Here is a 26,534-nt window from a genome sequence, read left to right on the forward strand (position 1 = left end):
GAATTTTTCCAGCATTTTTATTTAGTATTTTAGTAAATCAAGATGGTATACAAAAATTCAGTAGTGGAAAAATAATCATTTTTTTTATAATAGGGAATATATTTCTTATTATTGCAGAAATTTTAAAAAATAATAAAAATAGCAAAAAAAAAGAGTACTATAAATTTTTCATTATCGGAATTGCACAATGTATATCTATTTTTCCAGGAATTTCTAGATCTGGAATAACTATTAGTACTGCAATTTTTTTAGGATTTTCTAAAAAAGAATCAATTAAAATTTCTTTTTTAATTTTTTCTCCTATTGTTTTAGGAAAGTTTTTTTTGTCCATTTATAAAAAATTTTATCTTTTTTTGGAAAATACAAGTGCTTGTTTTATTTCTTTTTTTTCTTCTTTTCTAGTCGCTTATTTTTTTATTAATATATTGCTCAAAATTTTAAAAAAATTATCTTTTTTATACTTTATTTTTTACAGATTCGCTATTTGTATTTTAGTATACTATGTAGATGATTTTTTTTAAATTTTTTAGCAATTCTAATTCTTTTTTTATTTATTTGGATACCTATATTTTTTCCTCTAAATCCTTTTTGAATAATACTTGTTATAGAAATATATTTGGTAGCTTTATAAAGTTTTCTTAAAAACAGTTTTCTTTGTTTCCAAAAATTTTTATTTTTTTTTTTAAATTCTTTTGCTTGATTAAAAGCAATAATTTTTTCTAAATTTTCTGGTTCTTTCCAAACATTAATTTTTTGAAATATTTTTAAAATTTTTTCAATAGAATATTTTTCTGGATATAGAAGTATAAAGTGATATTTTGATATTATTTTAGCTAACTTCATAAAAGAATTAGGAATTTTCTTTTTTTTACAAAATTTTTCTATATATTTTTCCTTTTCTTTGCTTATCAGAAAAAATTGGTATACAACTGCAGAAAATCTTAATTGAATATCTTTAGATATTCTAGAAATAATTTTCAATATATTCAGCATTCTATTTCCTAAATTGCTATTTTTTTTTTTATATTTTATACCAAACAAATTATAAATCTCTGGAAATACTACTTTCATAGCTCCACACTCTTTTAGAGTATAGAAATATATTTGCGGATTTTTTGTATTTAGTGCTTTTTCTGTTTCCTTCCAAATTCTCTCTGAAGAAATATAACATAATTCATGAGACATACTTTTTATTAATTTAAAAGTAGACATATCAATAGTAAAATTTAAATGAAACAACTTAGCATAAAATCTAGCAACTCTTAAAATTCTAAGAGGATCTTCAATAAATGCATTCGATATATGCCGTATAATTTTCATTTTTATATCTCTAATTCCATTAAATGGATCAAATATATTTTCGTATTTATCCATTGCAATTGCATTAATTGTTAGATCTCTTCTTTTTAAATCTTCTTGTAAAGAAATTTTTTTTGTAGAACAATTAAAATTGTTGTGTCGTTTACCAGATTTTTTTTCAACTCTTGCTAATGCATATTCTTCTTGTGATTTTGGATGCAAAAAGACTGGAAAATCTTTTCCGACTTTTTGGAAACCCAATTTTTTCATAATTTTTTCGTTTGCATCTAGAACTAACCAGTCTCTTTCTGTAATAGGAAGATTAAGAAATTTATCTCTTACTGCCCCCCCTACTAAATATATTTTCAATATATTTCCTTTCAATATGTATTAAAATATAAAATGTATCAAAAAATTTTATAACGACAATTACTTTTAATGCAAAAATATCTATAATAAAATCAAAAAATTATTTACAAAATTTTCAAAATGCAAAAATTATTTTTGAATTTTAAAAAATCTTCTGTACTAATTATAGGAGATATTATTTTAGATGAGTACATATATGGAAAAATTACAAAATTTTCTACGGAATCTTGTAATCCTATTTTGAAAATAAAAGATACAAAATTTTTTCCTGGAGGAGCTGCAAATGTAGCTATGAATGCAGCATGTTTAGGATCTAAAGTATACTTATTAGGTATTGTAGGAACTGATAAGGAATCAGAAATTTTAAAAAAAAAATTAGGTAAGAAAAAAGTTTTTTGTGAATTTTTATTCTCTGAAAGATATCCTACAATCAAAAAAACTAAGATATTTTCTGAAAAGCATACAATAGTAAGAATAGATAGAGAAAAACAATTTTTAAAATTTAAAAAAGACTTTTTTATAAAAAAAATACAAAAAATAATTTCTAAAGTTAACGTGATTATAGTATCAGATTATCAAAAAGGAACTGTACAACAAGTTCAAGATATTATAAAAATTGCAAATAAAAAAAAAGTTTTTATATTTATAGATCCAAAAGGGAAAAATTTTGATAAATATAAAAATTGTACTTTGTTAAAACCGAATCTACAAGAATTTCAAGAGATAGTAGGAAAGTGTAAAAATAAAAATACTATTATTAAAAAAGCAAAAAAAATGATTAGTAAATTAAATTTGTCAAATTTACTTATCACTTGCTCTGAAAAAGGAATGATATTTTTGCAGAAAAACGGAAGTACTTTGTATCTACCTTCAATTACAAAAAAAGTTGTAGATACAAATGGAGCTGGAGATACAGTAATTTCTGTTTTAGCAGTTTCTATTTCTTCAGGAAAAAATTTTCAAGAATCTATTCAGTTAGCCAATATTGCTTCTGGAATTGCAGTACAAAAATTTGGTACATCCTATATCAAAAAAGAAGAAATTGAAACATTTTTAATTAAAAAAAAAAAACATCTTAAAATAATTAGAAAAAAAGAAATTAAAAAAATTATTCAAATAGAAAAAAAAAAAGGAAAAAAAATAGTTATGACTAATGGAGTATTTGATATAATTCATGCAGGACATATTAAATATTTAAAACAAGCTAAATCTTTAGGAGATAGATTGATTGTAGCTGTAAATAGCGATAAATCTACAAAAGTTATTAAAGGATCTAAAAGACCTATTAATTCTTTGTGTAGAAGAATGCAAGTACTCTCAGAATTACGCATGATAGATTGGATTGTTTCTTTTCAGGAAGATTGTCCGAAAAAAATTATTTCTTTAATTAAACCAGATGTTTTAGTTAAAGGAGGAGATTATAAAAATAAAGAAATTATAGGAAAAAAAGAAGTTCTAAAAAATGGAGGAGAAGTAATCATTTTAGATTTAGAAAAAAACATTTCTACTACAAAAATTATTAATTTATATAAAAACTATTGTAAATCAAAATAGATTATTTATTTTTTAGTATTTAATTTCTTCTCTAGACTACGAATTTTTTTTTCTAGTCTGTAAATTTTTTTTTGAATACTAAAAAACTTTTTTTTCTCTGATTTTTTTTCGTAATAATTAAATTTACGAATTAAATTTTTTAAATCTAATATTTTTTTTTCTGCAATTTGTATTATTTTACAAAGATTTCTAAAAAAATTTTTTTTGGAATAGTTAATTAAATTTTTTAAATTTGACATGGTAGAATACCAATTCTATAAATCTATAAATTTTACATTAAATATCTGTACTTTAAAATAAATTTTTACTGATAAACAAATGGAAAAAAAATGAAAAGAACTTTTTCAAAAAGTTTAAAAAATTCAATCAAAATAGTAGAGAATGCAATATATTCCTTGAAAAAAGGAAAAGGAATTTTCTTATTTGATGATTATAATAGAGAAAATGAGTGGGACATTGTTTTTGCAGCGGAAAATATGGTTATTGAGCAAATGGCTTTTACAATTAGATACGGAAGTGGGATAGTATGTTTATGTTTAACGGAAGAAAAAGTTAAACAATTAAACTTACCTATGATGGTGAAAGAAAATAATAGTAAATATCAAACTCCATTCACTATAACTATAGAAGCAGCTAAAGGAGTAACTACTGGAGTTTCTGCAAAAGATAGAATTACAACCATTAAAACTGCTATCAATGATCTTGCAAAACCTTCAGATTTAAATAAACCTGGACATGTATTTCCGTTAAAAGCTAATCCAAAAGGAATTTTCGGAAGAATAGGACATACAGAAGCAGCTTTAGATTTAGTAAAGTTATCAGGATTGAAACCTGCCAGTGTAATATGCGAATTGACAAATGATGACGGTACTATGGCTAGTTTTAATGAAGTAAATAAATTTTCTGTTTTATACGATATGCCTATGTTAAAAATAAATAATTTAATTGACTATATGAATCATACTAAAATATTATAAATTCCATAAGGAAAATTAATGATAGCATTTTTTAGAATTTTTTTAATTTTAGTAATTGGAATTTTTGTATGTTTTTTTGGCGTAGTGTACTGTTTTTGTAGCAAAAAAAAAAATTACTCTCATGTAAGAACTTTTGGAAGAATTTTTGGAAAATTTTCTACTTTAGTAGGATTATCTGTAGAAGTTAAGAAAACGCACTTTTCTTTTCCTAAAAAATGCATATATATAGCCAATCATCAAAATAATTATGATATGTTTACTGTATCTAATGCTATACCAAAAAACACTATTACAGTAGGAAAAAAAAGTATACTTTTTATTCCATTTTTTGGAATACTGTACTGGATAACAGGAAATTTATTAATAGATCGTAAAAATTTTTTTAATTCTTTTAATGTAATTGAAAGAATAGTAGAAAAAGTTAACAAACATATTTGCGTACTTATTTTTCCAGAAGGAACTAGAAGCTATAGTAAAAAGTTATTGAAGTTTAAAAAGGGAGCTTTTTACTCAGCTATTTCTGCAAAAGTACCTATAGTTCCGATTTGTTCTTCTAGTACATATAAACAAGTAGATTTAAATAGATTCAGTAATGGAAAAGTAATAATAGAAATACTAAATCCAATTGATACAAAAAATTATAAGATTACTCAAGTGAATCATCTTACTAAATATTGTTGGAATATTATGGAAAAAAAAATACAATCTTTGAATAAAGAAGTAAAAAATAAATAAGTTATGCCCGGACTTGGAATCGAACCAAGGACACGGGGATCTTCAGTCCACTGCTCTACCAACTGAGCTATCCGGGCTAATTTCCTATGAAATTATATCTTTTTTGAAATTTTAGTCAATAAATTAATTTTTAAAATTTTTATTATTTTTATATTTTTATATTTTTTAATGACCAATCGAAATATTTTTTTGATACCTTATCAATTTTTATAGATAAAATTTCTGGAATTTGATAATTGTGTATTTTTTTTATTTCTTTTACTACTTTCTTTTCTAAAGAACTTATTGTTTTTATAACTAATACTATTTCTTTTACTTTTTGTATTTTTTTATTCCAATAAAAGTACGAATTAACTTTTAAAAATGCATTTATACAAAAAGAAATTTTTTTTTTCAACAGAGTTTCTGCTATTTTTTTTTCGTATTTTTTATCTGGTACTGTACAAATTATAGCAATAATTTTTTCTTTTCCTTTTATATTTTGCATAAATTTATAAATATTCATTTTATAATAGTAATTTTTTATTCTAGATGTTTTTTATTAAAAATAGAAAATTTGAAAAAAAAAAAAAAAAATACTCTTGAAGGTTTTTGTAATGCCCCCATTAAATGCTTACGAAACTAAATATAAATAATATCTATTATGTTAATAAAATTAATATAGATTTTGTTAGGAGAATTATCGATGAAAATTCGTCCGTTACATGATCGCGTAATTGTCAAACGTAAAGAAGTAGAAGCAAAATCCGCTGGAGGTATTGTATTAACAGGCTCTGCAGCAGGAAAATCTACAAGAGGAGAAGTTTTAGCTGTTGGGCATGGTCGTATTTTGGAAAACGGAGAAATAAAAAAGTTAGACGTTAAAGTCGGTGATATTGTTATTTTTAATGATGGATACGGTGTAAAAATAGAAAAAATTGACAATGAGGAAGTTTTAATCATGTCAGAAAGTGATATTTTAGCTATTGTTGAAAAGTAAACTTTTCCATAATCGTCTACAATAAAAAAATAAGGAAAATGAAATGGCAGCTAAAGACGTAAAATTCGGTAATGATGCTCGTTTAAAAATGTTTCGAGGAGTAAATATATTAGCCGATGCAGTAAAAGTTACATTAGGACCTAAAGGACGTAATGTAGTTTTAGATAAATCTTTTGGTGCACCGGTTATTACGAAAGATGGAGTTTCAGTCGCTAGAGAAATTGAGTTAGAAGACAAATTTGAAAATATGGGAGCTCAAATGGTTAAAGAAGTGGCTTCTAAAGCTAATGATGTAGCTGGAGATGGTACCACAACGGCAACTGTTTTAGCACAATCTATTGTAAACGAAGGTTTAAAAGCAGTAGCATCTGGTTTGAATCCAATGGATTTAAAAAGAGGTATTGATAAAGCAATAATTGCAGCAGTTGAAGAATTAAAAAAACTTTCAGTACCTTGTTCAGATTCTAAATCAATAGCACAAGTCGGTACTATATCTGCAAATGCAGATCATACAGTAGGGACATTAATTGCAAATGCTATGGAAAAAGTAGGAAAAGAAGGAGTTATAACAGTAGAAGAAGGTTCTGGATTGAATGATGAACTAGATGTAGTAGAAGGAATGCAATTCGACAGAGGATACCTTTCTCCATATTTTGTAAATAAACCTGAAACTGGAACAGTAGAATTAGAAAATCCTTTTATACTTCTAGCAGATAAAAAAGTGTCTAATATTAGAGAAATGCTACCAATATTAGAATCTGTAGCAAAATCTGGAAAATCTCTTCTAATTATTGCTGAAGATTTAGAAGGAGAAGCACTGGCTACATTAGTTGTAAATACTATGAGAGGTATTGTAAAAGTCGTTGCTGTAAAAGCTCCTGGATTCGGAGATAGAAGAAAAGCTATGCTACAAGACATAGCTATTTTGACATCAGGAACAGTAATTTCTGAAGAAATAGGATTAGAATTAGAAAAAGCTAGTTTAGAAGATATGGGTCAAGCGAAAAAAGTTGTTATCACAAAAGAGACAACAACTATTATCGATGGATTAGGAAGTAAATCTGAAATTAATAGAAGAGTAGCGCAAATAAACCAACAAAGAGAAGAAGCTACTTCTGATTACGATAAAGAAAAGCTACAAGAAAGAGTTGCAAAATTGGCTGGAGGTGTAGCAGTTATAAAAGTTGGAGCAGCTACTGAAGTAGAAATGAAAGAAAAAAAAGCTAGGGTAGAAGATGCTTTACATGCTACTAGAGCTGCTGTAGAAGAAGGTGTAGTTCCTGGAGGAGGAGTTGCTTTAATTAGAGTTGCAAATAAAATTGTTGATCTTAGAGGAGAAAATGAAGATCAAAATGTTGGAATAAAAGTTGCAAGAAGAGCTATGGAAGCTCCTTTGCGTCAAATAGTAGCGAATGCTGGAGAAGAACCTTCGGTAATAGCAAATAAAGTAAAGGCAGATAAAGGAAACAACGGATACAATGCCGCTACCGAACAATACGGAGATATGATATCTTTAGGAATTTTAGATCCTACAAAAGTAACTCGTTCTGCATTACAATATGCTGCTTCTATAGCAGGATTAATGATTACTACAGAATGTATGATAACAGATCTTCCAAAAGAGGAAAAACCAGAATTAGGTTCTGGAGGAATGGGAGGAGGAATGGGAGGAATGGGAGGAATGATGTAGCCTTCCACTAAAAATAAAAATTTAAAAACCCTCTTTCAAAAGAGGGTTTTTAAAAATTTAGAAAAACTTTACTTAAATATCCAGGTAATTCTCTTACTAATCTAGGTAATAAATATCCAGAAATTTCTTGAGATAATTTTTTAATTATTTTTTTAGCTATTTTTTCTTCCACTAAAAAGTGTTTTGTTCCTTCTACTAAATCTAACATATGTATGTAGTACGGAACTATTCCTATTTCAAATAATTTATAACTTAAATTTTTTAAAATGCTTACTTCATCATTAATTCCTTTTAGTAAAACACTTTGATTGAATAATCTTACATTAGATTCTTTTAATTTTTTGATATACTTTATTACTTTTTTATTAATTTCTTTAGGGTGATTAATGTGTGTTACAAAACAAATAATTAGTCTAGAAGAAGAAAAAATTTTACATAGTTCTTCTGTAATTCTTTCTGGAATAATAGTAGGAAATCTACTATGAACTCTCAAAATTTTAATTTGCGGAATATTTTCCAATAATTTTATAAAAATTCTAATTTTTTCGTCTTTTTCAATTAAAGGATCTCCACCAGAAAAAATTACTTCATTGATATTTCTATTTTTTTGTATATATTCTATAATTAAATGAAAATTTTTTAGATTAATAGTATTATTTTTGTATGTAAAATTCTTTCTAAAGCAGTATCTACAATGTATTGCACATTCTTTATTTAAGATTAGTAAAATTCTATTTTTGTACTTATGAAGTAGTCCTGGTACGGAATTTTTTTTTCCTAATATTGGATCTTTTATAATATTTTTATAATTCCTTTTTTCTTTAATGTTTGGAATAAATTGTCTAAATATTGGATCTTGAAAATTTTTGTTTTTTATACCTTTTAGAAAGGATATAGGTATTTTTAAAGGAAAATTACTGTTTTTTAAAATTTTTTTAGATTGAAAATTCTTTTTAAAATTTAAAACCTTATCTAATTTTTTTGAATTTGTAATTTGTCTATTCAGTTTTTTTAACCAAATATCTTTTTTACGCATTTTAAAAATTTATGAAAATTTATCGTATTAACGAATTTTATAATGGATTAAAAATAATTCAAAATGGAGAACCTTGTACAATTATTAAAAATGAATTTGTAAAACCAGGAAAAGGACAAGCATTTAACAGAGTAAAATTCAAAAGTCTTATTTCAAAAAAAATTTTTGAAAAAATTTTTAAAACTAACGATTTTGTCAATGCAGCAAATGTAATAGAAAAAAAATTATCGTATTTATATCATGATAGAGAACTTTGGTATTTTATGGATCCAAAATCTTTTGAACAATACGAAATAGAAAAAAAAGTCATAGGTAGTAAGAAATACTGGCTAATTATTCAAAAAAAATACAAAATAGTTTTTTGGGAAGAAAAGGCAATATCTATTACTATTCCACATTTTTTATTTTTTAAAATAATTTCTGTAAATTCCTCCATTAAAGGAAATACGACAAATTCTACTAGTTGGAAACTAGCAAGTTTATCTAATGGAATCGATATAAAAGTGCCTATATTTATACAAGTGAATGATATAGTAAAAGTAGATACAAAAAAATGCGAGTACATATCTAGGATAAATAAAAAATGAAAAATAAATCATGGAATTCAAGTGTAGATTTAAAAACATTAAAAAAAAGATCATTTATTATACAAAAAATAAGAAAATTTTTTTTTGAAAGAAAAGTTTTAGAAGTAGAAACTCCAATACTAGCAGAAAATTGCTCTATGGATCGAAATATAATACACTTTAGAACCAATTTATTGAATTTATATGGAAAAAAAAAAACAATGTATTTGATGAGTAGTCCGGAATTCCATATGAAGAGAATCATAGCACAAATAAAAGTATCAATTTTTCAGATCTGTAAAAGTTTTAGAAATCAAGAAATAGGAAAAATACATAACCCAGAATTTACTATGTTAGAATGGTACAGAGTAGGATATACTATTTTCGATCTTATGAAAGAAATAAAGGATTTATTAAAAATATTTTTTTCTTTTTTTAAAGAAAAAAAAATTTCCTACAGAAGTGTTTTTTTAAAGTACTTTCAAATTGATCCATTTTTAGTAAAAAAAAAAAAATTAGTACGTATAATTAAAAAATACAACTTATTTCATAAGATACATGAACTCAATAAAAATTCTCTTTTAGAAATAATTTTTTCATTTCTTATAGTCCCTAAAATTTCTAAAGATTGTTTTACTTTTATTTACCATTTTCCTAGTTATATTTTTAGTTTAGCAAAAAATAATGAAAAAAATAAAAATATTTCAGAAAGATTTGAGTTGTATTTTCGAGGTATAGAATTAGCAAATGGATTTTTTGAATTACAAGATTATAAAGAACAATATTATAGATTTCTACAAGAAAATCAAAATAGAAAAAAAGAAAAATTAAAAATAATAAAGATAGATAAAAAATTTTTAAGATCTTTAAAATTTGGAATTCCTTCTTGTTCTGGAGTAGCTTTAGGATTAGACAGGTTGATTATGATCATTTTAAAAAAAAAAAATATTAAGAAGGTTATTTCTTTTTGTATAGATAAAGCTTAGGAATTTTTAAAAGTTGCTATTTTTTCTCCCATTTTTATATATTTATTGCAAATAATCGACTTTTCAAATGCTATTCTTTTAGAAAATAAGCTAATCACAGTAGATCCAAATTCAAATTTAGCGATTTCTTGTCCTTTTTTTAAAAAATTTTTTTTATTTTTTTTACAAATACTATATTTTTTCTTAAAAAATTCTTTTTTATTCCATATAGTTTTTATACCTCCAACAATTATAGCTCCTACCAAAATTTTTATAAAAATTCCAAATTCGCACTGAAAAACGCATATAACTTTTTCATTTTTTATAAGTACTTTAGGAAAAATTTTTATAATTTTTGGATTTACTGAAAAAAATTCTCCTGGACTATACACAATATTTTTCAAAAATCCAGAATAGCACATATGTACTCTATGATAATTTTTTGGAGAGAGATAACTAATTGTATAACTTCCTTTGCTAAATTGTTGTACAAGATTTTTATCGAAATTTAGAATTTTTCTTAAATCTATATACTTATTTTTTACAAAAAAAATTTTTTTTTTCTTAAGAAATCCATATTCAGTAATTATTCCATCTACTGGAGATACTATAGAAAACTTCTCTTTATTAATTGGTCTACTCTCTTTTTTAATTTTTCTAGTAAAAAATTCTGCAAATGTTAAATAAGATTTTATATTTCTTTTTCTTAGTTCTAACAATTCAATACTATAAAATTTTATAAACATTTTTATCATAAAGGTTGTTACTCTACCTAATTTTTGATTAAGCACAAAAGAAAAAATTTTTGTTATCAATTTTTTTGGAAGTATTTTTTGCAAAAAAAATAAAAATATATTTTTCATATTTATAAAAAGTTTGAATTTTTTTACTAAAAAATCTAAAGTATTAAATTATATATAATATTTTTATAAAAATTCAAATTTTGGAATATATTTATGCTAGAAAAAAAAAAAAATTTAGTTTGGATAGATTTAGAAATGACGGGATTAGACCCTAAAAAAGATAAAATAATTGAAATAGCTAGTTTGGTTACGAATTCTAATTTAGAAATCCTGGAAGAAGGACCTTCTATAGTAATTTTTCAAAGTGATAGTCAATTATCTAAAATGAATGAATGGAATAAACATATCCATTCTATAAATGGATTGATTCAAGAAGTGAAACATAGTAAAATCGAAGAGGAAGAAGCAGAAAAAATGACCATAGATTTTTTAAAAAAATGGACTATTTACAAAAAATCTCCAATTTGTGGAAGTAGTATATGGAAAGATAGACATTTTTTATTTAATTATATGCCAAATCTAGAATCTTATTTACATTATAGATGTATAGATGTTAGCACGATTCGAGAACTATCTAGTAGATGGAATAAAAATTTAATTTTTCAAAGAAAAAAACAAGAAAAACAGCATAGAGCAATGAATGATATTCGTAATTCAATAAAAGAATTAATTTTTTATAGAAAAAATTTTTTTTTACTAAAAAATAGTATATAAATTTTTTAATATGATGCGGGAATAGCTCAATTGGTAGAGTACAACCTTGCCAAGGTTGAGGTTGCGAGTTCGATTCTCGTTTCCCGCTAGTATTTTAGATACATAAAATTTTTAAAATTTACAAAAATATTTAAAATGCTTAAAACAAAAAAAGATAAAAAAAAATTATTTTTTTATTTGGACCTACAGCTTCTGGAAAAAGTGATCTTGCGATAAAAATTGCTAAAACTCTTTCTACACAAATAATTAGTGTAGATTCTTCGTTAGTGTACAGAGAAATGGATATTGGTACAAATAAACCAAACAAAAAAATACTAAAAAAAATTCCTCACCATCTAATTAATATAATCAATCCAACAGAATCGTTCTCTGTAGCTAAATTTTGCAAAGAAATTTATAAAAAACTACCTTATTTTTTTAAAAAAAAGAAAATACCTATACTAGTTGGAGGAAGCATGTTTTACTTTAACAGGTTGTTGTTGGGACTTTCTCCAAATTTACCAAAAAGTAATGAAAAAATTAGGAATTTGTTAAGTAAAATTGATACAAACATTTTATATAAAGTACTGAAAAAAATAGATTTTTGTACTTTTAGTAAGATTCATAGAAACGATAAAAAAAGAATTATAAGAGCTATTGAAGTATATTTGCTATCAGGTAGAAAAATTTCTTCTTTTAAAAAAGAAAAAATAAAAAAAATATCTCATTCAATAATGCAATTTGGTATTGTTCCTAAAAAAAAGTATTTGTACCAAGCAATAGAAACAAGATTTTATAAAATGATAGATATGGGGTTAGAAAGAGAAGTAATAAATTTGATTGAAAAATATAAACTAAATAAGAGTTCTAATTCTATGAAAATTATTGGATATAGACAAATGTTATCATATATTTCAAAAAAAATTCGATACGAAGAAATGTGCAAAAACACTATTTTTGCAAATAAAAATTTAATCAAAAAACAAATGACATGGCTCAAAAAATGGAAAAATGTTTTTTGGATAAAAGAAAAAGATACTCATTTACAATTTGAAATTTTTATGAAAATATATAAAAAATTACTTTTTTCTAAATAGTATTAAAATTTTTTGATTTCTAATCAGGAGAATTTTTCTTAAATGAATAAAATAAAAAAGAATAAATATAATTTTTTAGAAAAATACAAATTTAGTAGAATAAATAAAATGCTCAAAGAGGAGCTTCCAGATTTAGAAAAAGTATTTTTAGATTTTTTAAAAAAATTTTTTTCTTTTAAAGAAAATAATAAAAATCTAAAAAAAGGAAAAAAAAGTTCTTATATTTTGTATTTTTTTTTTCTTATGTCTTTATTTATATGGTTTGGCAGTGGTTTTTATACAATTAAAGAAGCAGAAAGAGGAGTTGTACTACGATTAGGAAAATTTCATCATATAGTGCAACCAGGATTAAATTGGAAGCCAAATTTTATAGATTCAGTAATAACAGTAAACGTAGAATCTGTAAAAGAACTAGCTGCTTCAGGAATTATGCTAACTTCTGATGAAAATGTCGTAAAAGTAGAAATGAATGTACAGTATAAAGTTACTGATCCAAAAAAATATTTGTTTAATGTAAATGATCCTGATGAAAGTTTACGACAAGCTACAGATAGTGCTTTGAGAGGAGTGATAGGAAAATATACTATGGATAAAATACTTACAGAAGGAAGAACTGTTGTAAGAAATGATACGCATCATGTTATAGAAGAAACTATAGAACCTTATAATATGGGCATAATGCTTTTAGATGTAAATTTTCAAACAGCTCGTCCTCCTGAAGAAGTAAAAGCTGCTTTTGACGATGCTATAGCAGCAAGAGAAAATGAACAACAGTACATTAGAGAAGCAGAAGCTTATGCAAATGAAGTAAAACCAATAGCGAAAGGTAAAGCACAAAGAATTTTAGAAGAGGGAAAAGCATATAAGGTAAAAACAATTTTAGAAGCTAAAGGAGAAATTGAAAGATTTACTAAAGTTCTTCCAATTTATAGACTATCTCCAAAAATTACAAAAAAACGTCTTTATATAGATACTATGGAACAAATATTAAAAGAAAACAACAAAATATTATTGAGTAAAAGCAACAAAAACAATATTTTTCTATTTCCTATAGAAAAAAATACTGTATTTAAAAAATTAGAAAATAAGTAAAAAATAGAAAAATTTCAAAGAATTAAAATTTAAAATGGAAATTTATAAAAATGAAAAAATATTTTTTGTCTGTATTTCTTTTTAGTATTATTTTTTTGTATGCTTCAGTATTTATTATTCCAGAAGGACAAAGAGGAATTTTGTTAAGATTTGATAAAGTTTTAAGAGATCAAAATTCTAATGCTATTATATACTTTCCTGGAGTGCATACAAAAATTCCATTTATAGAAAAAATTAAAAAACTTGACGCAAGAATACAAACTATGGAAAATCAAGCAGATAGATTTGTAACTATGGAAAAAAAAGATCTTATTGTAGATTCCTATATAAAATGGAAGATTAGTGATTTTAGCAGATACTATTTAGCTACTGGAGGAGGTGATATATCTAGGGCAGAAGTATTAATAAAAAGAAAATTTTCAGATAGATTACGATCTGAACTTGGAAAACTTGATGTTCGAGATATTGTAACAGATTCTAGAAATCAATTAATGACAGATGTAAAAAATTCTTTAAATTTTGGATCAAATGAAGATACTGATCAAAAAACAGATTTTAAAAACAAAAATACTTATACGAATAGTATAGGTTCTTTAGGAATTCATATAGTAGATGTTAGAATAAAACAAATAAACTTACCTATAGAAGTTTCTGATGCAATTTATCAAAGAATGCGTGCAGAAAGAGAAGCGGTGGCAAGAAGACATAGATCACAAGGACAAGAAGAAGCAGAAAAATTGCGAGCTACAGCAGATTATGAAGTTACTAAAATTCTATCGGAAGCTAAAAGTAGATCTCTTATTATAAAAGGAGAAGCTGATGCAGAAGCATATAAATTGTACTCTGAAGCATTTAGTAAAGATCCAGAATTCTATAATTTTTTAAGATTGCTTAGATCGTACAAAAATATTTTTCAAGATGAAAAAAAGAATCTTATTTTTTTAGATTCAGAAAACGAGTTTTTAAAATTTATGAAACCAATTGAGTAAAATGCAAAAATGAATGAAAAAAAAATAAATAAAAATATAGCAATTATTGGAGCGCAATGGGGAGATGAAGGGAAAGGAAAAATAGTGGATTTTTTATCAAAAAAATTTGATTATGTTGTCAGATATCAAGGAGGAGGAAATGCGGGACATACGATCGTTAAGAAAAACAAAAAAATTGTTCTACACTTAGTACCTTCTGGAATTTTGCATACAAATGTTACAAATATTATTGCTAACGGAGTTGTAATTAATCCAAAAAATTTACAAGAAGAAATACAAAATATACAAAATTTTGGAATTAATACTAAAAATAGAATATACATTTCAGAAAATTGCTTTTTAGTTTTTTCTTTTCATACTATTTTTGATAAAATGAGAGAAAAATTTTTGAAAAATAAAGCGATTGGCACTACAGGAATGGGTATTGGTCCCGTTTATGAAGACAAAATAGCAAGAAGAGGAATAAGAGTTTCTGATCTAAAATATAGTAAGATTTTTTCTGAAAAACTAAAGTTTTTGATAGAATACTATAATTTTTATTTGACTAAGTTTTTTAACTATAGAAAAATTGAGTATCTTGAAATTTTTAAAGAAGCTATGAAAAATGCAGAATTTTTAAAAAAAATTTCTATAGATACAATAGATAAATTAGATGAAATTAAGAGACAAAAAAAATCTGTTATTTTTGAAGGAGCACAAGGATCTTTGCTGGATATCGATCATGGTACATATCCTTATGTTACATCTTCAAATACTAGCATAGGAGGAGTATTTTCTGGTTCTGGAGTTGGATTTAACTATATAAAAAAATCAATAGGAGTTATTAAATCATACTGTACTAGAGTAGGATCTGGTCCTTTTCCAACAGAATTATTTGGAAAAATAAAAAAAGAAATATTTACTAAAGGACAAGAAATTGGATCAACAACTGGAAGAATTAGAAGAATTGGATGGTTAGATGCAGTGCTTTTAAGAAAAGTTGTTAAAATAAATGCATTCAGTTATTTATGTCTAACAAAACTAGATGTACTAGATAATTTAGAAGAAATTAAAGTCTGTATCTACTATATTTTAAAAAATGGAGAAAAAGTAAGATTTACCCCAATTTGTACACAGTTTTTAGAAGAAGTTAAACCAGTTTATAGAACTTTTCCAGGATGGAAAAAAAATACATCAAAAATTAAAGATTTTTTTCTACTTCCAGAAAAAGCAAAAAATTACATAAATTATATAGAAGAAGTATTAGATATTCCAATAAAAATAATTTCTACTGGTCCAGAAAGAAATTCTATTATTATTAGAGAAATGTAGATTTTTCTTATTTTTTTAATGTAAATTTTTAAAAAATAAAAATTTTTTCTTTACTACTGAGCTTATTCTAAACAGAATGAAAAATATTACAAAAGAATTTCTTAAAAAAAATATATTTTTAAAAAAAAAAAGTATTTTTTACGTAGAAATAAAAGAAATAATTACAAGAAAAAGATAGATAATTTATTACAAGATAAAGGAGATTCTCTTCTTATTCTTGTATTAGATAGGATAACAGATCCAAGAAATTTTGGTGCTTGTCTTAGATGTGCTTCTGCTGCTGGGGTTCATGCTGTTATAACAACTAAAAGACACTCTGCTAAAATAAATTCTACTGTAAATAAAACATCTTGTGGAGCAAGTTATTACACTAACTTAATATCTGTAAGTAATCTTTCTGAATCATTGTTGTACTTAAAAAATAAAAATATTTGTATTATTGGGGCAGATTGTTCTTCAAAAAATATTCTTTATTCTAAAAATAGAAAATTTGATTTTCCTATAGCTGTTGTTTTTGGTTCAGAAGGTTTCGGTTTAAGAGATCTAACAAAAAAAAATTGCGATGAATTAGTTAGAATACCTTCTTTTGGAAAAATTTCTGTTCTTAACGTTTCTGTTTCTGTAGGAATATTTTTATTTGAAATAATTAGAAATAGATTATTTTCAGTGTGCTAAATAATTAAAATTTTGCAAAAAAATAGAAAATCAAATATAATCCAAAAAAAGAAAATTTTTTGGAAAATAGAATGTATCACTATGAACTAGTATTTATGGTACATCCAGATTATAGTAGCAAAATTTCAAAAATATTAGATAAATACGAAAAATTTATTTTAACAAATAATGGAAAAATACATAGAAAAGAAGATTGGAATAGAAGACAATTAGCGTACTCAATTAATAATCTTAAGAAAGCTCATTATATTTTAATGAATTTTGAAATTAAAGAAAAAAATACAATTTTAAAAATAAAAAAAATGTTAAAAATGGATTCTTGTATTATAAGGAATATAATAATAAAAAATAAAAAATTTACAAAAGGAATTTCTCCTATTTTAAAAATAAAAGAAGAGAAAAAAGAACAAAATACTACTTAAAAATATGAAAGAAAATTTATGCAAAAATTTTATAGAAGAAAAAAATTTTGTCGTTTTACGATAGAAAAAATTAAAGAAATTGATTATAAAGATATAAATTTGTTAAAAAATTATATTACAGAAAGCGGAAAAATAATTCCAAGTAGGATAACAGGAACAAAATCAAAGTTTCAAAGAAAACTTTCTAATGCTATAAAAAAAGCAAGATTTTTATCACTTTTACCATATACGGATCAACATCATTGAAATGAAAGTAATTTTATTAAAAAAAATAGCAAATTTAGGAAATTCTGGAGAAATAGTTAGAGTAAAATCAGGATTTGCAAGAAATTTTTTAATTCCCTATAAAAAAGCTCTTTTAGCCAATAAAAAAAATTTAGATTTTTTTAGTAGAAAAAAAGAAGATCTTATAATACAAGAAAAAAAATTAATTCAAAATTCTAGAAAGAAAATTAATTTGATAAGTAAATTTAGTAATATCATTATTTTTTCAAGAATTAAAAAAGATAATAAAATATTTGGATCAATAGGAAAAAAAGAAATTTTACAGTATTTAAAAAATTTGTATAAGTCTGATTTTATAGAAAAAAAAGAAATTATATTAAATAATCCTATTAAAAAATTAGGAATACATAAGGTAAAATTTCAATTTTATAAAAATTTTCAGTATGATATCATTATTTGTGTACTACCTAAAAAATATTAAATTATTTTTTTTTATTTCTTTGAAATGCTAATAATATTTCTTTTTTAGCACTTTTTCTTCCATTCCATCCATGTATTTTACTCCATTTATTTTTTTCTAAATCTTTATAATGTTGAAAAAAGTGAAGTATTTTTTCTAAAACAGATTTAGGTAAATCATAAATATCATTAATATTTTGGTAATCTTGAGTAATTTTTTTATTTGGAACAGATATAATCTTAGAATCCATACCAGATTCATCTTCAGTTTTTAGTACTCCTATTGGCTTTGATAAGATGACAGATCCTACTAGTATAGGATAGTGTGTTATAACTAATGCATCTAAAGGATCTCCATCATTGGATTTTGTTCCATTAATATATCCATAGTTATAAGGATATGTCATAGATGTAGAAAGAAATCTATCTACAAATATTATGTTTTTTTTCTTGTCTATTTCGTATTTCACAGAATAATTAGAATGAGAAGAAATCTCGATAGTTACATAAATATTTTCTGGAAATTTTTTTCCTATTGGAACATTAGAGAAATTCATGGTATTTTTTTTTAGAAATATTTTATTTATTTTATAGTATTATTTAAGTAATTTCAAAAAATTAAAAGTTTTTATCTAAAATATATTTTCCTAAACTTTTAAGTGCTTTTTTATATACAGAATTTGGTAGAAAGTTCAAATTTTTTGTAGCTAATTGTACTTTTTTTTTAGCAAAGTTTTTTGTAAATTCGAAAGAATTATGTTCTTTCATAATACTAGTAATTTCGTATAAGAAGTTTTTTTTTTTATTTTGCATGGATTTTTTTATTGTATGAAACTGTTTCATATTGCAATTTTTTATACAATGAATCAATGGAAGAGTAATTTTTCCTTCTATAAAATCATTTCCTATTTGTTTTCCTAGTACTTTTTTTGTAGAAAAATAATCAGAAAGATCATCGATAATTTGAAAAGCTATCCCTAAATTTTTTCCATAATTTTTCAAATTTTTGTTTTGTTTTTTGTCGATCTTTCTAAAAATTTTTACAGATTGAGAGCATACTTCAAACAAGCAAGCTGTTTTTTTGTATACTATCTTTATGTAATTTTGTACTGTAATATCTAAATTTTTATAATTCTCAATTTGTAGAATCTCTCCTTCTACAATATTAAAAGCTGCATCGGAAATCAATTTTAGTATTTTAAGAGATTTTATAGAATAGATTATTTGAAATGCTTTCGTGTATATTAAGTCTCCTATTAAAATTCCAATTGAAGTGCCAAAAATTTTATTTACTGTTTCTTTTCCTCTTCTAAAACTAGAGTGATCTATAATGTCGTCATGTATTAAAGTGGCTGTGTGTATAAATTCTACTAAAGCAGCTAATTTAATATGCTCGTTTCCTTTGTACTGAAAAATTTTTGCTAGTAGTAATATTATAATAGGACGAATTTTTTTTCCTTGTGTATTTATTATATACCTACTTACTTTACTAATAAGAGGTATATTAGACTTCATATATTTTCTCATTACATAGTCTACTTTATCTATATCTTTTTGAACTAATTTTAAAATTTCTATAAATTTCATGGTCATTTATTTTTTTTTTTTTTTTTGATAAAGTAATTAGAATATAAAACAAAAAAGAAATTAAAAGTAAAATTTTTATTTATAAAAAATGAAAAATTCAATATACGTAATATTTGAATACAAAAATCAGCAGTATCGATGTTGTATAGGAGAAAAAATAAAAATAAATAAAATTATTGGAGAAATAGGAGAAAAAATAGTCTTTAAAAAAGTTTTGTTTTTTTCAATAAATAAAGATATTGAAATAGGAAATCCTTACTTAAATAAAAAGATTTTTGCTAAAGTCCTAAAAATAGGAAAAGAAAAAAAAATTATAATTTTGAAATTCAAAAGAAGAAAGCACTTTAAAAAAAAAATGGGATATAGACAAAAATTTACACTTATAAAAATAGAAAACTTTATTTAATTTTAAATAGGAATAGAAAATAATTTATGGCACAAAAGAAAGCTGGAGGATCAACAAGAAATGGAAGAGATTCGATAGGAAAGAGATTAGGAATAAAATGTTTTTCTGGACAATTAATAAAATCAGGAAATATTATTGTAAGACAAAGAGGAACAAAATTTCTTCCTGGAATAAATGTAGGTTGTGGAAAAGACTATACAATTTTTTCAAAAATTTATGGAAAAGTGTTTTTTACAAAAAAAGGAAACAAAAAATATATAAATGTTTTAAAAATAAAAGAATAGAACAGTATGAAATTTTTAGATGAAGTACTAATATCAATACGATCAGGAAACGGTGGTAATGGTAAAATAAGTTATAAAAAAAAAAAAAAGTATCCAGATGGAGGTAATGGAGGAAAAGGAGGTGACGTATGGATTTGTTGCAATGCTAGTATGAATTCTCTTATAAAATACAAACATAAAAATATTCTATCTTCAGAAAATGGAGAAAATGGAAAAAAAAATAATTGCACAGGAAGAAAAGGAAAAGATTTATTTTTAGATGTTCCTTTAGGAACAAAAATTTTTGATTTTGAAACTAAAGAATGTATATTTGATATCATGGAAAATAAATTTTCTATAAAATTATTGCAAGGAGGTAGAGGAGGTTTAGGAAATTATTTTTTTAGATCTAAAAAAAAAACTGAAATTTATAAAACTTTTGGGAAAAAAGGAATCAAAAAAAAAATACTTTTAAGTTTTTTTATTCCAGTAGATATAGGAATAGTTGGTAAGACGAATTCTGGAAAATCTTCCTTATTTGAAAAAATTTCTTCTGTAAAAACAAAAATAGATAATTATCCTTACACAACTCTATATCCCAAAATTGGAATATGTTTTGAAAAAAAAAGAAAAATCTTCAGTTTGCTTGATACTCCAGGTATAGAAAAAAATTCAAGTTCTGGTTTTGGATTAGGTATAAAATTTGTTAAGCATTTAGAAAGATGCAAATTTTTAGTGTATATACTAGATGGATCTAAAGAATTTTCCACATGGTATAAAGATTTTTTAACTATTAGAAAAGAAATACGAAAATCTAATAAAAAAGTATTTTATAAAAAATTTATAGTGGTTGTTAATAAAATTGATACTATATCAAAAAAAAAAAATATAGAAAAGTTTGTGCATTCAATAAAAACAAAATATTTTTGCAAAAAAGTTTATTTTACTTCCACTAGAAAAAATACAGGAATACAAAAAATTAAATTTTTTCTTAGTAATATAATAAGAAAAGAAAAAAATAGCAATTCTTATAAAATAGAAGAAGAAATAAAAAAAAGTTTTTTTTGGAACTAAAATAAAAAAACTAATTAGAAATTTTGTGTCTAGACAATACGACTATTGTATTTATAATATAATGAATAAAATTCATCATACTTAATAATTTTGTACTGAATAAAATAGGAATTTATTATATGAATCAGTTTCCTATGACTTTAGAAGGAGCAAAAAAGCTTAAAAAAGAGTTAGAATACTTAAAAAATATTGAAAGACCAAAAATTACAAAAGCTATTTCTGAAGCTAGATCTCATGGTGATTTAAAAGAAAATGCAGAATATCATGCTGCTAGAGAGCAGCAAAGTTTTTGTGAAGGAAGAATAAAAGAGATAGAATCTAAATTGTCTTATGCACAAATTATAGATATTACTAAAATTACACCTAGTAAAAAAGTAGTATTTGGATCAACTGTCAGTCTAATAAATTTAAAAACTAAAAGTAAGATATCTTATAAAATTGTTGGAGAAGATGAAGCGGATCTAAAAAAAAAACTAATTTCCATTAGTTCTCCTATAGCTAGAGGACTGGTAGGGAAAAAAGAAAAAGAAATTGCTTATATAGATACACCTAGAGGAATAGCAAAATACAAAATTTTAAAAGTTCAATACATATAAAAATTTTGTTTAATGAAAAAAAAATCACCTAAAAAAATAGATGTTTTCCAACAAAAAATTCGTTCTAGATCTTTTTATAAGATTGAAGAAATGGACAAAAAATACTCTTTAATTGAATCTAATTTTAGAGTAATCGATTTAGGATCTTCTCCAGGTGGATGGTCGCAATACATATCAAAAAAGATAAGAAATGGAAAAATTTTCTGTTGTGATATATTACCTATGGATCCTATAGAAAAAACAGACTTTATTTTGGGAGATATTTTAAAATACGAAACAAAAAATAAATTGTTCCAGAAGATAAAAAATCAAAAAGTAAATGCTATTTTTTCTGATATGTGTCCAAACATAAGCGGATTTTCTGAGATAGATATTCCCAATTTTTTTTCTTTAATTAGGAATATTTTAGATATATGTGAAAAATTTTTATTGAAGGATGGAAATTTACTATTTAAATTTTTTTATGGAAAAGATATGATAAAAAATTTAAAAAAAATCAGTTCTTTTTTTAGATTTATAAAAATAGAAAAACCAAATTACTCTAAAAAAAGTTCTAAAGAATCCTATATTATTGCAAAAGGATACAAAAAAAAATAAATTATCACTACAAAAAATATTTGATTATAAGAGGAAAAATAATTTGAGTGACATAGTTAAGAATTTAGTTCTTTGGCTTATTATTGCTGCAGTATTAATGTCTATTTTTCAAAATTTTGGACCTGGAGAATACAGTAAAAGAAAAATAGACTATTCTACTTTTATATACGAACTTAATCAAGATCAAATAAGAGAAGTGAAAATTAATGGAAGAGAAATTTCTGTAGTAAAAAAAGATAGTAATAGATACATTACTTATATTCCTATTAATGACGTCAAGTTGCTAGAAATTTTATTATCAAAAAATGTCAAGATTATTGGACAACCACAAGAAGAACCTAGTATCTTAACTTCAATATTTATATCTTGGTTTCCTATTCTTCTCCTAATAGGAGTATGGATATTCTTTATGAGACAAATGCAAGGCGGGGGAAAAGGAGCAATGTCTTTTGGAAAAAGTAAAGCGAGGATGCTTACTAGTGAACAAATAAAAACTACATTTTTAGATGTAGCTGGATGCGATGAAGCGAAAGAAGAAGTTAAAGAGTTAGTGGACTACTTAAAAGAACCAAAAAAATTTCAAAAACTGGGAGGAAAAATTCCTAAAGGTATACTAATGGTTGGACCACCTGGTACAGGAAAAACACTTTTAGCGAAAGCAATAGCGGGAGAAGCAAAAACTCCTTTTTTTACAATTTCTGGATCTGATTTTGTTGAAATGTTTGTTGGTGTTGGAGCTTCTAGAGTACGAGATATGTTCGAACAAGCTAAAAAAACCGCTCCTTGTATAATTTTTATTGATGAAATCGATGCAGTAGGAAGACAGAGAGGAGCAGGATTAGGAGGAGGTCATGATGAAAGAGAACAAACATTAAATCAAATGCTCGTAGAAATGGATGGATTTGAAGGAAAAGAAGGAATAATAGTAATTGCAGCTACAAATAGACCAGATGTTTTAGATCCAGCTCTACTTCGACCAGGTAGATTTGATAGACAAGTAGTGGTTGAACTTCCTGATGTGAAAGGAAGAGAAGAAATACTTAAAATACATACCAAAAAAGTTCCTTTGAGTTCAGATATAGATATTTCTATTATTGCTAGAGGTACTCCAGGATTTTCCGGAGCTGATTTATCTAATTTAGTGAACGAAGCAGCTCTATTTGCAGCAAAGGAAAATAAAAATTCTGTTTCTACAGAAGAATTTGAAAAAGCTAAAGACAAAATTATGATGGGATCTGAAAGAAGATCTATGGTAATGACAGATATTCAAAAAGAATCTACAGCTTATCATGAAGCAGGTCATGCTATTATAGGACAATTAGTTCCTGAACATGATCCTTTACATAAAGTTACTATTATACCAAGAGGAAGAGCTTTAGGAATTACATTTTTTTTACCTAAAGGAGATATTTTAAGTATTAATAGAGAAAAATTAGAAAGTCAAATATCTACTCTTTATGGAGGAAGATTAGCAGAAGAAATTATATATGGACCTAAAAAAGTATCTACTGGAGCTGCAAATGATATAAAAGTAGCTACTACCATTGCAAGAAATATGGTTACACAATGGGGGTTTTCTGAAAAATTAGGCCCTTTACTGTACTCAGATGAAGAAGGAGAAGTATTTTTAGGAAAATCAGTTTCAAAAGTTAAGTATATGTCCGATGAAACTGCTAGAATTATAGATCAAGAAGTTAAACTAATTATAGAAAGAAATTATAAAAGAGCATACGATATTTTAATTAAAAATATAGATATTCTACATGATATGAAAAATGCGCTCATTAAGCATGAGACTTTAAATGCAAAACAAATAAAAAATATTATGAACAGAGAAAAGATAGAAACTTCTTAGTATGAAAATAACTTCTAGAAAAAAAATAATTAATTTAAAAAATACCATAATTATGGGAATACTAAATGCTACTCCAGATTCTTTTTTTGATGGAAATAAGTACAATAAAGTTTCTAAAGCAATAGACAAAGCAAGAAAAATGATATACGAAGGAGCAAAAATTATAGATGTAGGAGGCCAATCTACAAGACCTGGATATAAAAAAATATCTTCAGAAGAAGAAATAGAAAGAGTTTATCCTATTATTTCTGCTATAAGAAAAAGATTTGATGTTTTTATTTCTCTAGATACTTTTAGATACGAAGTAGTAAAAAATTGTTCTAATTTGATCGATATGATTAATGACGTACATTCTTTTTCTAAAAAAGAATCCTTAAATTTAGCTAATAAGTTCGGTTTTCCAATTTGTATAGTACATAATAAGAAAATAAAAAAAAACTCTAATATTTTTGAGGAAGTAAAAAATTTTTTTGTAGAAAAAATATTTTTTTGTAAAAAATACGGAATTAAAAAAAAGAACATAATCATAGATCCTGGATTTGGTTTCAAAAAAACTTTATTACAAAACTATCAAATTTTATCAAATTTGCATTTTTTAGATTTTTTTAAAGTTCCTATTCTTATTGGAATTTCTAGAAAATCTATGGTAGGTAAAATTGTTAAAAAATCTGTGGAAAATAGACTATTTGGAAGTTTATCATGTGCAATTATTGCATCTCTACAAAATGCTAATATAATCCGTACACACGATGTGAAAGAAACTGTAGAATCTATTAAAATTGTTCATACTATCAAAAAGATTAAAGAGAAAAATGCAAAAAAATAGGTATTTTGGTACAGATGGAATTAGAGGAATAGTTGGTAAATACCCCATAACTCCGGATTTTTTTTTAAAATTAGGATGGGCTATAGGAAAATTTTTTTCAAAAAGTGGATCTAAAAGAATTATTATAGGAAAAGACACGAGAATTTCTGGATATATGCTAGAATCAGCTTTAGAAGCTGGATTATCTTCAGCAGGAATTTCTGTATCTTTTACAGGACCTATGCCTACACCAGCAATTGCATATCTAACAAGAACATTCAGAGCTGAAGCAGGAATTGTAATATCTGCTTCTCATAATCCTTTTTACGATAATGGTATTAAAATATTTTCTACAGAAGGAAAAAAAATTTCTGATAAAACTGAACGTTATATAGAAAAAATTTTTTCTCAATCTATAAAGTATACGAATACTAAAAAATTAGGAAAGTCTAGTAGAATTTTAGATGCAGTAGGTAGATACATAGAGTTTTGTAAAGGAACATTTCCAAATGAGTTGAATTTAAAAGGAATAAAAATGGTAGTAGATTGTGCTAATGGATCTACTTATCATATAGCTCCAAACGTATTTGAAGAGTTAGGTGCTAAAGTAGTTAAAATTGGATGCCAGCCTAATGGAATCAATATAAATAAAAATTGCGGATCCACAGATATAAAAAATTTAAAAAAAAAAGTTGTTTTAGAAAATGCAAATTTAGGAATTGCATATGACGGTGATGGAGATAGAACTATTATGGTGGATCAATTTGGAAATAAAGTTGATGGAGATAAAATTCTGTACATTATAGCAAAAGAAAAAATAAGGAAAAGAAAACTTTCTGGAGGAGTAGTAGGAACAATTATGAGTAATATGGGATTAGAATGTGCTTTTAAAAAAATAGGTGTTCCTTTTGTAAGGAGTAAAGTAGGAGATAGATATGTTTTAGAAAAAATGCAAAATATGGGATGGAAGTTTGGAGCAGAAAATTCTGGACATGTTATTCTATTAGATAAGACTACTACTGGAGATGGAATTATAACAACATTAGCTATTCTTTCAATTATGATTCGAAACGAAAAAACACTGTACGATTTATCTAAGGAAATAAATCTATTCCCTCAAGTTAATGTAAATTTAAATTTCAAAAAAAACAAAAAAATTTTGAATTTAAAAACAATTAAAAAAATTAAAGAAATGATTAAAAAAAAGTTTTCTGATATAAGAGTAGTTGTAAGAAATTCCGGAACTGAGCCGTATATAAGAATTATGGTAGAAGGAAAAAGTAAGAAAAATACTAAAATCTCTTCTGAACTAATATCAAAGTTTATAAAAGAACATTTTATAATCTAAAATCCTTGATTATAGTAAAAAATTTAGTTAAAATAACTTTTGTTATACCGTATAACCTCAAATTTTT

30 protein-coding genes, 2 tRNA genes and 2 pseudogenes are annotated in these 26,534 nt (G+C 24.5%); 26 read left to right on the top strand and 8 right to left on the bottom strand.

Annotated elements, in window-relative coordinates:
* The first annotated feature begins 26 nt into the window (after positions 1-26).
* Positions 27-521 carry an undecaprenyl-diphosphate phosphatase gene (locus AOQ89_RS03110; protein WP_425356352.1) on the top strand — a complete coding sequence of 165 codons (495 nt, stop codon included), beginning with the start codon at positions 27-29 and terminating at the stop codon, positions 519-521.
* Here AOQ89_RS03110 and AOQ89_RS02425 read toward each other — a convergent pair.
* Positions 481-1,683 (bottom strand): tRNA nucleotidyltransferase/poly(A) polymerase-related protein, encoded by a 1,203-nt coding sequence (locus AOQ89_RS02425; protein WP_080873121.1) that lies wholly within the window; start codon positions 1,681-1,683, stop codon positions 481-483. The genes AOQ89_RS03110 and AOQ89_RS02425 overlap by 41 nt on opposite strands.
* 105 nt (positions 1,684-1,788) lie before the next feature.
* On the opposite strand from AOQ89_RS02425, the gene hldE reads away from it, so the two are divergent.
* Positions 1,789-3,222, top strand: coding sequence for a bifunctional D-glycero-beta-D-manno-heptose-7-phosphate kinase/D-glycero-beta-D-manno-heptose 1-phosphate adenylyltransferase HldE (hldE, locus tag AOQ89_RS02430; RefSeq protein ID WP_080873123.1), 1,434 nt, complete (start codon positions 1,789-1,791; stop codon positions 3,220-3,222).
* Between the two features lie 5 nt (positions 3,223-3,227).
* Here the strand turns inward: hldE and AOQ89_RS02435 are convergent, their stop codons facing one another.
* Positions 3,228-3,461: a hypothetical protein gene (locus AOQ89_RS02435; RefSeq protein WP_080873125.1), complete on the bottom strand. Its 234-nt coding sequence runs from the start codon at positions 3,459-3,461 to the stop codon at positions 3,228-3,230.
* A 90-nt stretch (positions 3,462-3,551) separates the two neighbouring features.
* On the opposite strand from AOQ89_RS02435, the gene ribB reads away from it, so the two are divergent.
* Complete coding sequence (gene ribB, locus AOQ89_RS02440) at positions 3,552-4,199, top strand: 3,4-dihydroxy-2-butanone-4-phosphate synthase (protein WP_080873127.1); 648 nt, start codon at positions 3,552-3,554, stop codon at positions 4,197-4,199.
* A gap of 18 nt (positions 4,200-4,217) precedes the next feature.
* Positions 4,218-4,934 carry a 1-acylglycerol-3-phosphate O-acyltransferase gene (locus AOQ89_RS02445; RefSeq protein WP_080873129.1) on the top strand — a complete coding sequence of 239 codons (717 nt, stop codon included), beginning with the start codon at positions 4,218-4,220 and terminating at the stop codon, positions 4,932-4,934.
* Positions 4,935-4,938: 4 nt separating this feature from the next.
* Here AOQ89_RS02445 and AOQ89_RS02450 read toward each other — a convergent pair.
* Positions 4,939-5,011: transfer RNA gene (locus AOQ89_RS02450), tRNA-Phe, on the bottom strand.
* Positions 5,012-5,082: 71 nt separating this feature from the next.
* Positions 5,083-5,439: a divalent-cation tolerance protein CutA gene (gene cutA, locus AOQ89_RS02455; RefSeq protein ID WP_080873131.1), complete on the bottom strand. Its 357-nt coding sequence runs from the start codon at positions 5,437-5,439 to the stop codon at positions 5,083-5,085.
* 180 nt (positions 5,440-5,619) lie between these two features.
* Between cutA and AOQ89_RS02460 the strand changes: the two genes are divergently transcribed.
* Together AOQ89_RS02460 and groL are read left to right on the top strand one after the other, a co-directional pair.
* On the top strand, positions 5,620-5,913 hold the full coding sequence (locus tag AOQ89_RS02460; RefSeq protein WP_080873133.1) for a co-chaperone GroES: 294 nt from the start codon (positions 5,620-5,622) through the stop codon (positions 5,911-5,913).
* A gap of 43 nt (positions 5,914-5,956) precedes the next feature.
* Positions 5,957-7,603 (top strand): chaperonin GroEL, encoded by a 1,647-nt coding sequence (groL, locus tag AOQ89_RS02465; protein ID WP_080873135.1) that lies wholly within the window; start codon positions 5,957-5,959, stop codon positions 7,601-7,603.
* Between the two features lie 49 nt (positions 7,604-7,652).
* Here the strand turns inward: groL and epmB are convergent, their stop codons facing one another.
* Positions 7,653-8,639 (bottom strand): EF-P beta-lysylation protein EpmB, encoded by a 987-nt coding sequence (epmB, locus tag AOQ89_RS02470; protein ID WP_080873136.1) that lies wholly within the window; start codon positions 8,637-8,639, stop codon positions 7,653-7,655.
* Positions 8,640-8,650: 11 nt separating this feature from the next.
* Between epmB and efp the strand changes: the two genes are divergently transcribed.
* Both efp and epmA read left to right on the top strand, forming a co-directional pair.
* Complete coding sequence (gene efp, locus AOQ89_RS02475) at positions 8,651-9,226, top strand: elongation factor P (protein ID WP_080873138.1); 576 nt, start codon at positions 8,651-8,653, stop codon at positions 9,224-9,226.
* Positions 9,223-10,191, top strand: coding sequence for an elongation factor P--(R)-beta-lysine ligase (epmA, locus tag AOQ89_RS02480; protein WP_080873139.1), 969 nt, complete (start codon positions 9,223-9,225; stop codon positions 10,189-10,191). The genes efp and epmA overlap by 4 nt, the downstream gene beginning before the upstream one ends.
* Here the strand turns inward: epmA and asd are convergent.
* Positions 10,188-11,033 (bottom strand): archaetidylserine decarboxylase, encoded by an 846-nt coding sequence (gene asd, locus AOQ89_RS02485; RefSeq protein WP_080873141.1) that lies wholly within the window; start codon positions 11,031-11,033, stop codon positions 10,188-10,190. The two genes, epmA and asd, sit on opposite strands and share 4 nt — an antisense overlap.
* A 93-nt stretch (positions 11,034-11,126) precedes the next feature.
* Between asd and orn the strand changes: the two genes are divergently transcribed.
* The 10 genes and pseudogenes from orn (at position 11,127) to rplI (ending at position 17,958) form a co-directional block, all read left to right on the top strand.
* The gene (orn, locus tag AOQ89_RS02490; protein WP_080873143.1) at positions 11,127-11,687 is read left to right on the top strand and encodes an oligoribonuclease; all 561 of its coding nucleotides are present in this window, start codon (positions 11,127-11,129) and stop codon (positions 11,685-11,687) included.
* Between the two features lie 15 nt (positions 11,688-11,702).
* Positions 11,703-11,775 (top strand) — tRNA-Gly (locus tag AOQ89_RS02495).
* Positions 11,776-11,854: 79 nt separating this feature from the next.
* Positions 11,855-12,763 (top strand): tRNA (adenosine(37)-N6)-dimethylallyltransferase MiaA, encoded by a 909-nt coding sequence (gene miaA, locus AOQ89_RS02500; protein ID WP_280938078.1) that lies wholly within the window; start codon positions 11,855-11,857, stop codon positions 12,761-12,763.
* Between the two features lie 108 nt (positions 12,764-12,871).
* A pseudogene (hflK, locus tag AOQ89_RS02505) lies at positions 12,872-13,810 on the top strand (FtsH protease activity modulator HflK); the annotation flags it as partial.
* 95 nt (positions 13,811-13,905) lie between these two features.
* A complete protein-coding gene (gene hflC / locus AOQ89_RS02510) occupies positions 13,906-14,844 on the top strand; it encodes a protease modulator HflC (protein WP_080873155.1) in 939 nt (312 codons plus the stop codon).
* 24 nt (positions 14,845-14,868) lie between these two features.
* A complete protein-coding gene (locus AOQ89_RS02515) occupies positions 14,869-16,155 on the top strand; it encodes an adenylosuccinate synthase (protein WP_143715386.1) in 1,287 nt (428 codons plus the stop codon).
* Between the two features lie 213 nt (positions 16,156-16,368).
* Complete coding sequence (gene rlmB / locus AOQ89_RS02520; protein ID WP_243469341.1) at positions 16,369-16,830, top strand: 23S rRNA (guanosine(2251)-2'-O)-methyltransferase RlmB; 462 nt, start codon at positions 16,369-16,371, stop codon at positions 16,828-16,830.
* 59 nt (positions 16,831-16,889) lie between these two features.
* The gene (gene rpsF / locus AOQ89_RS02525; RefSeq protein ID WP_243469335.1) at positions 16,890-17,252 is read left to right on the top strand and encodes a 30S ribosomal protein S6; all 363 of its coding nucleotides are present in this window, start codon (positions 16,890-16,892) and stop codon (positions 17,250-17,252) included.
* Positions 17,253-17,270: 18 nt separating this feature from the next.
* Positions 17,271-17,498: a 30S ribosomal protein S18 gene (gene rpsR, locus AOQ89_RS02530; protein WP_080873167.1), complete on the top strand. Its 228-nt coding sequence runs from the start codon at positions 17,271-17,273 to the stop codon at positions 17,496-17,498.
* A 1-nt stretch (position 17,499) separates the two neighbouring features.
* On the top strand, positions 17,500-17,958 hold the full coding sequence (rplI, locus tag AOQ89_RS02535) for a 50S ribosomal protein L9 (RefSeq protein WP_080873172.1): 459 nt from the start codon (positions 17,500-17,502) through the stop codon (positions 17,956-17,958).
* Between the two features lies 1 nt (position 17,959).
* Here rplI and ppa read toward each other — a convergent pair whose 3' ends face one another.
* Entirely contained in the window at positions 17,960-18,493 is a 534-nt protein-coding gene (gene ppa / locus AOQ89_RS02540; RefSeq protein WP_080873174.1) for an inorganic diphosphatase, read from the bottom strand.
* A gap of 61 nt (positions 18,494-18,554) precedes the next feature.
* A complete protein-coding gene (locus AOQ89_RS02545) occupies positions 18,555-19,523 on the bottom strand; it encodes a polyprenyl synthetase family protein (RefSeq protein ID WP_080873176.1) in 969 nt (322 codons plus the stop codon).
* A gap of 88 nt (positions 19,524-19,611) precedes the next feature.
* Between AOQ89_RS02545 and rplU the strand changes: the two genes are divergently transcribed.
* The 8 genes and pseudogenes from rplU to glmM all read left to right on the top strand — a co-directional run bounded on the left by rplU (position 19,612) and on the right by glmM (position 26,467).
* Positions 19,612-19,929 carry a 50S ribosomal protein L21 gene (gene rplU / locus AOQ89_RS02550; RefSeq protein ID WP_080873178.1) on the top strand — a complete coding sequence of 106 codons (318 nt, stop codon included), beginning with the start codon at positions 19,612-19,614 and terminating at the stop codon, positions 19,927-19,929.
* Positions 19,930-19,955: 26 nt separating this feature from the next.
* Positions 19,956-20,213, top strand: a complete 258-nt coding sequence (rpmA, locus tag AOQ89_RS02555; RefSeq protein ID WP_080873180.1) for a 50S ribosomal protein L27 — start codon at positions 19,956-19,958, stop codon at positions 20,211-20,213.
* Positions 20,214-20,219: 6 nt separating this feature from the next.
* On the top strand, positions 20,220-21,266 hold the full coding sequence (gene cgtA, locus AOQ89_RS02560; RefSeq protein ID WP_080873182.1) for an Obg family GTPase CgtA: 1,047 nt from the start codon (positions 20,220-20,222) through the stop codon (positions 21,264-21,266).
* Between the two features lie 119 nt (positions 21,267-21,385).
* Positions 21,386-21,862 (top strand): transcription elongation factor GreA, encoded by a 477-nt coding sequence (greA, locus tag AOQ89_RS02565; RefSeq protein WP_080873184.1) that lies wholly within the window; start codon positions 21,386-21,388, stop codon positions 21,860-21,862.
* Positions 21,863-21,874: 12 nt separating this feature from the next.
* Positions 21,875-22,459 (top strand): SAM-dependent methyltransferase, encoded by a 585-nt coding sequence (locus tag AOQ89_RS02570; protein WP_080873187.1) that lies wholly within the window; start codon positions 21,875-21,877, stop codon positions 22,457-22,459.
* 43 nt (positions 22,460-22,502) lie between these two features.
* Positions 22,503-24,302: pseudogene (gene ftsH, locus AOQ89_RS02575) on the top strand (ATP-dependent zinc metalloprotease FtsH); the annotation flags it as partial.
* Between the two features lie 13 nt (positions 24,303-24,315).
* Positions 24,316-25,140 carry a dihydropteroate synthase gene (gene folP / locus AOQ89_RS02580; RefSeq protein WP_080873189.1) on the top strand — a complete coding sequence of 275 codons (825 nt, stop codon included), beginning with the start codon at positions 24,316-24,318 and terminating at the stop codon, positions 25,138-25,140.
* Positions 25,127-26,467 carry a phosphoglucosamine mutase gene (gene glmM, locus AOQ89_RS02585; protein WP_080873364.1) on the top strand — a complete coding sequence of 447 codons (1,341 nt, stop codon included), beginning with the start codon at positions 25,127-25,129 and terminating at the stop codon, positions 26,465-26,467. The genes folP and glmM overlap by 14 nt, the downstream gene beginning before the upstream one ends.
* Positions 26,468-26,534 lie beyond the last annotated feature (67 nt).

It is taken from the genome of bacterium endosymbiont of Pedicinus badii (assembly GCF_002075085.1).
Taxonomy (GTDB): domain Bacteria; phylum Pseudomonadota; class Gammaproteobacteria; order Enterobacterales; family Enterobacteriaceae; genus PRUG.

Excerpts from the sequence above, each read along its gene's own strand:
- hldE (WP_080873123.1), top strand. The coding sequence starts at position 1,789 with ATGCAAAAATTATTTTTGAATTTTAAAAAATCTTCTGTACTAATTATA.
- AOQ89_RS02435 (WP_080873125.1), bottom strand. The coding sequence starts at position 3,461 with ATGTCAAATTTAAAAAATTTAATTAACTATTCCAAAAAAAATTTTTTT.
- ribB (WP_080873127.1), top strand. The coding sequence starts at position 3,552 with ATGAAAAGAACTTTTTCAAAAAGTTTAAAAAATTCAATCAAAATAGTA.
- AOQ89_RS02445 (WP_080873129.1), top strand. The coding sequence starts at position 4,218 with ATGATAGCATTTTTTAGAATTTTTTTAATTTTAGTAATTGGAATTTTT.
- cutA (WP_080873131.1), bottom strand. The coding sequence starts at position 5,439 with ATGAATATTTATAAATTTATGCAAAATATAAAAGGAAAAGAAAAAATT.
- AOQ89_RS02460 (WP_080873133.1), top strand. The coding sequence starts at position 5,620 with ATGAAAATTCGTCCGTTACATGATCGCGTAATTGTCAAACGTAAAGAA.
- groL (WP_080873135.1), top strand. The coding sequence starts at position 5,957 with ATGGCAGCTAAAGACGTAAAATTCGGTAATGATGCTCGTTTAAAAATG.
- epmB (WP_080873136.1), bottom strand. The coding sequence starts at position 8,639 with ATGCGTAAAAAAGATATTTGGTTAAAAAAACTGAATAGACAAATTACA.
- efp (WP_080873138.1), top strand. The coding sequence starts at position 8,651 with ATGAAAATTTATCGTATTAACGAATTTTATAATGGATTAAAAATAATT.
- epmA (WP_080873139.1), top strand. The coding sequence starts at position 9,223 with ATGAAAAATAAATCATGGAATTCAAGTGTAGATTTAAAAACATTAAAA.
- asd (WP_080873141.1), bottom strand. The coding sequence starts at position 11,033 with ATGAAAAATATATTTTTATTTTTTTTGCAAAAAATACTTCCAAAAAAA.
- orn (WP_080873143.1), top strand. The coding sequence starts at position 11,127 with ATGCTAGAAAAAAAAAAAAATTTAGTTTGGATAGATTTAGAAATGACG.
- hflC (WP_080873155.1), top strand. The coding sequence starts at position 13,906 with ATGAAAAAATATTTTTTGTCTGTATTTCTTTTTAGTATTATTTTTTTG.
- rpsR (WP_080873167.1), top strand. The coding sequence starts at position 17,271 with ATGCAAAAATTTTATAGAAGAAAAAAATTTTGTCGTTTTACGATAGAA.
- rplI (WP_080873172.1), top strand. The coding sequence starts at position 17,500 with ATGAAAGTAATTTTATTAAAAAAAATAGCAAATTTAGGAAATTCTGGA.
- ppa (WP_080873174.1), bottom strand. The coding sequence starts at position 18,493 with ATGAATTTCTCTAATGTTCCAATAGGAAAAAAATTTCCAGAAAATATT.
- AOQ89_RS02545 (WP_080873176.1), bottom strand. The coding sequence starts at position 19,523 with ATGAAATTTATAGAAATTTTAAAATTAGTTCAAAAAGATATAGATAAA.
- rplU (WP_080873178.1), top strand. The coding sequence starts at position 19,612 with ATGAAAAATTCAATATACGTAATATTTGAATACAAAAATCAGCAGTAT.
- rpmA (WP_080873180.1), top strand. The coding sequence starts at position 19,956 with ATGGCACAAAAGAAAGCTGGAGGATCAACAAGAAATGGAAGAGATTCG.
- cgtA (WP_080873182.1), top strand. The coding sequence starts at position 20,220 with ATGAAATTTTTAGATGAAGTACTAATATCAATACGATCAGGAAACGGT.
- greA (WP_080873184.1), top strand. The coding sequence starts at position 21,386 with ATGAATCAGTTTCCTATGACTTTAGAAGGAGCAAAAAAGCTTAAAAAA.
- AOQ89_RS02570 (WP_080873187.1), top strand. The coding sequence starts at position 21,875 with ATGAAAAAAAAATCACCTAAAAAAATAGATGTTTTCCAACAAAAAATT.
- folP (WP_080873189.1), top strand. The coding sequence starts at position 24,316 with ATGAAAATAACTTCTAGAAAAAAAATAATTAATTTAAAAAATACCATA.
- glmM (WP_080873364.1), top strand. The coding sequence starts at position 25,127 with ATGCAAAAAAATAGGTATTTTGGTACAGATGGAATTAGAGGAATAGTT.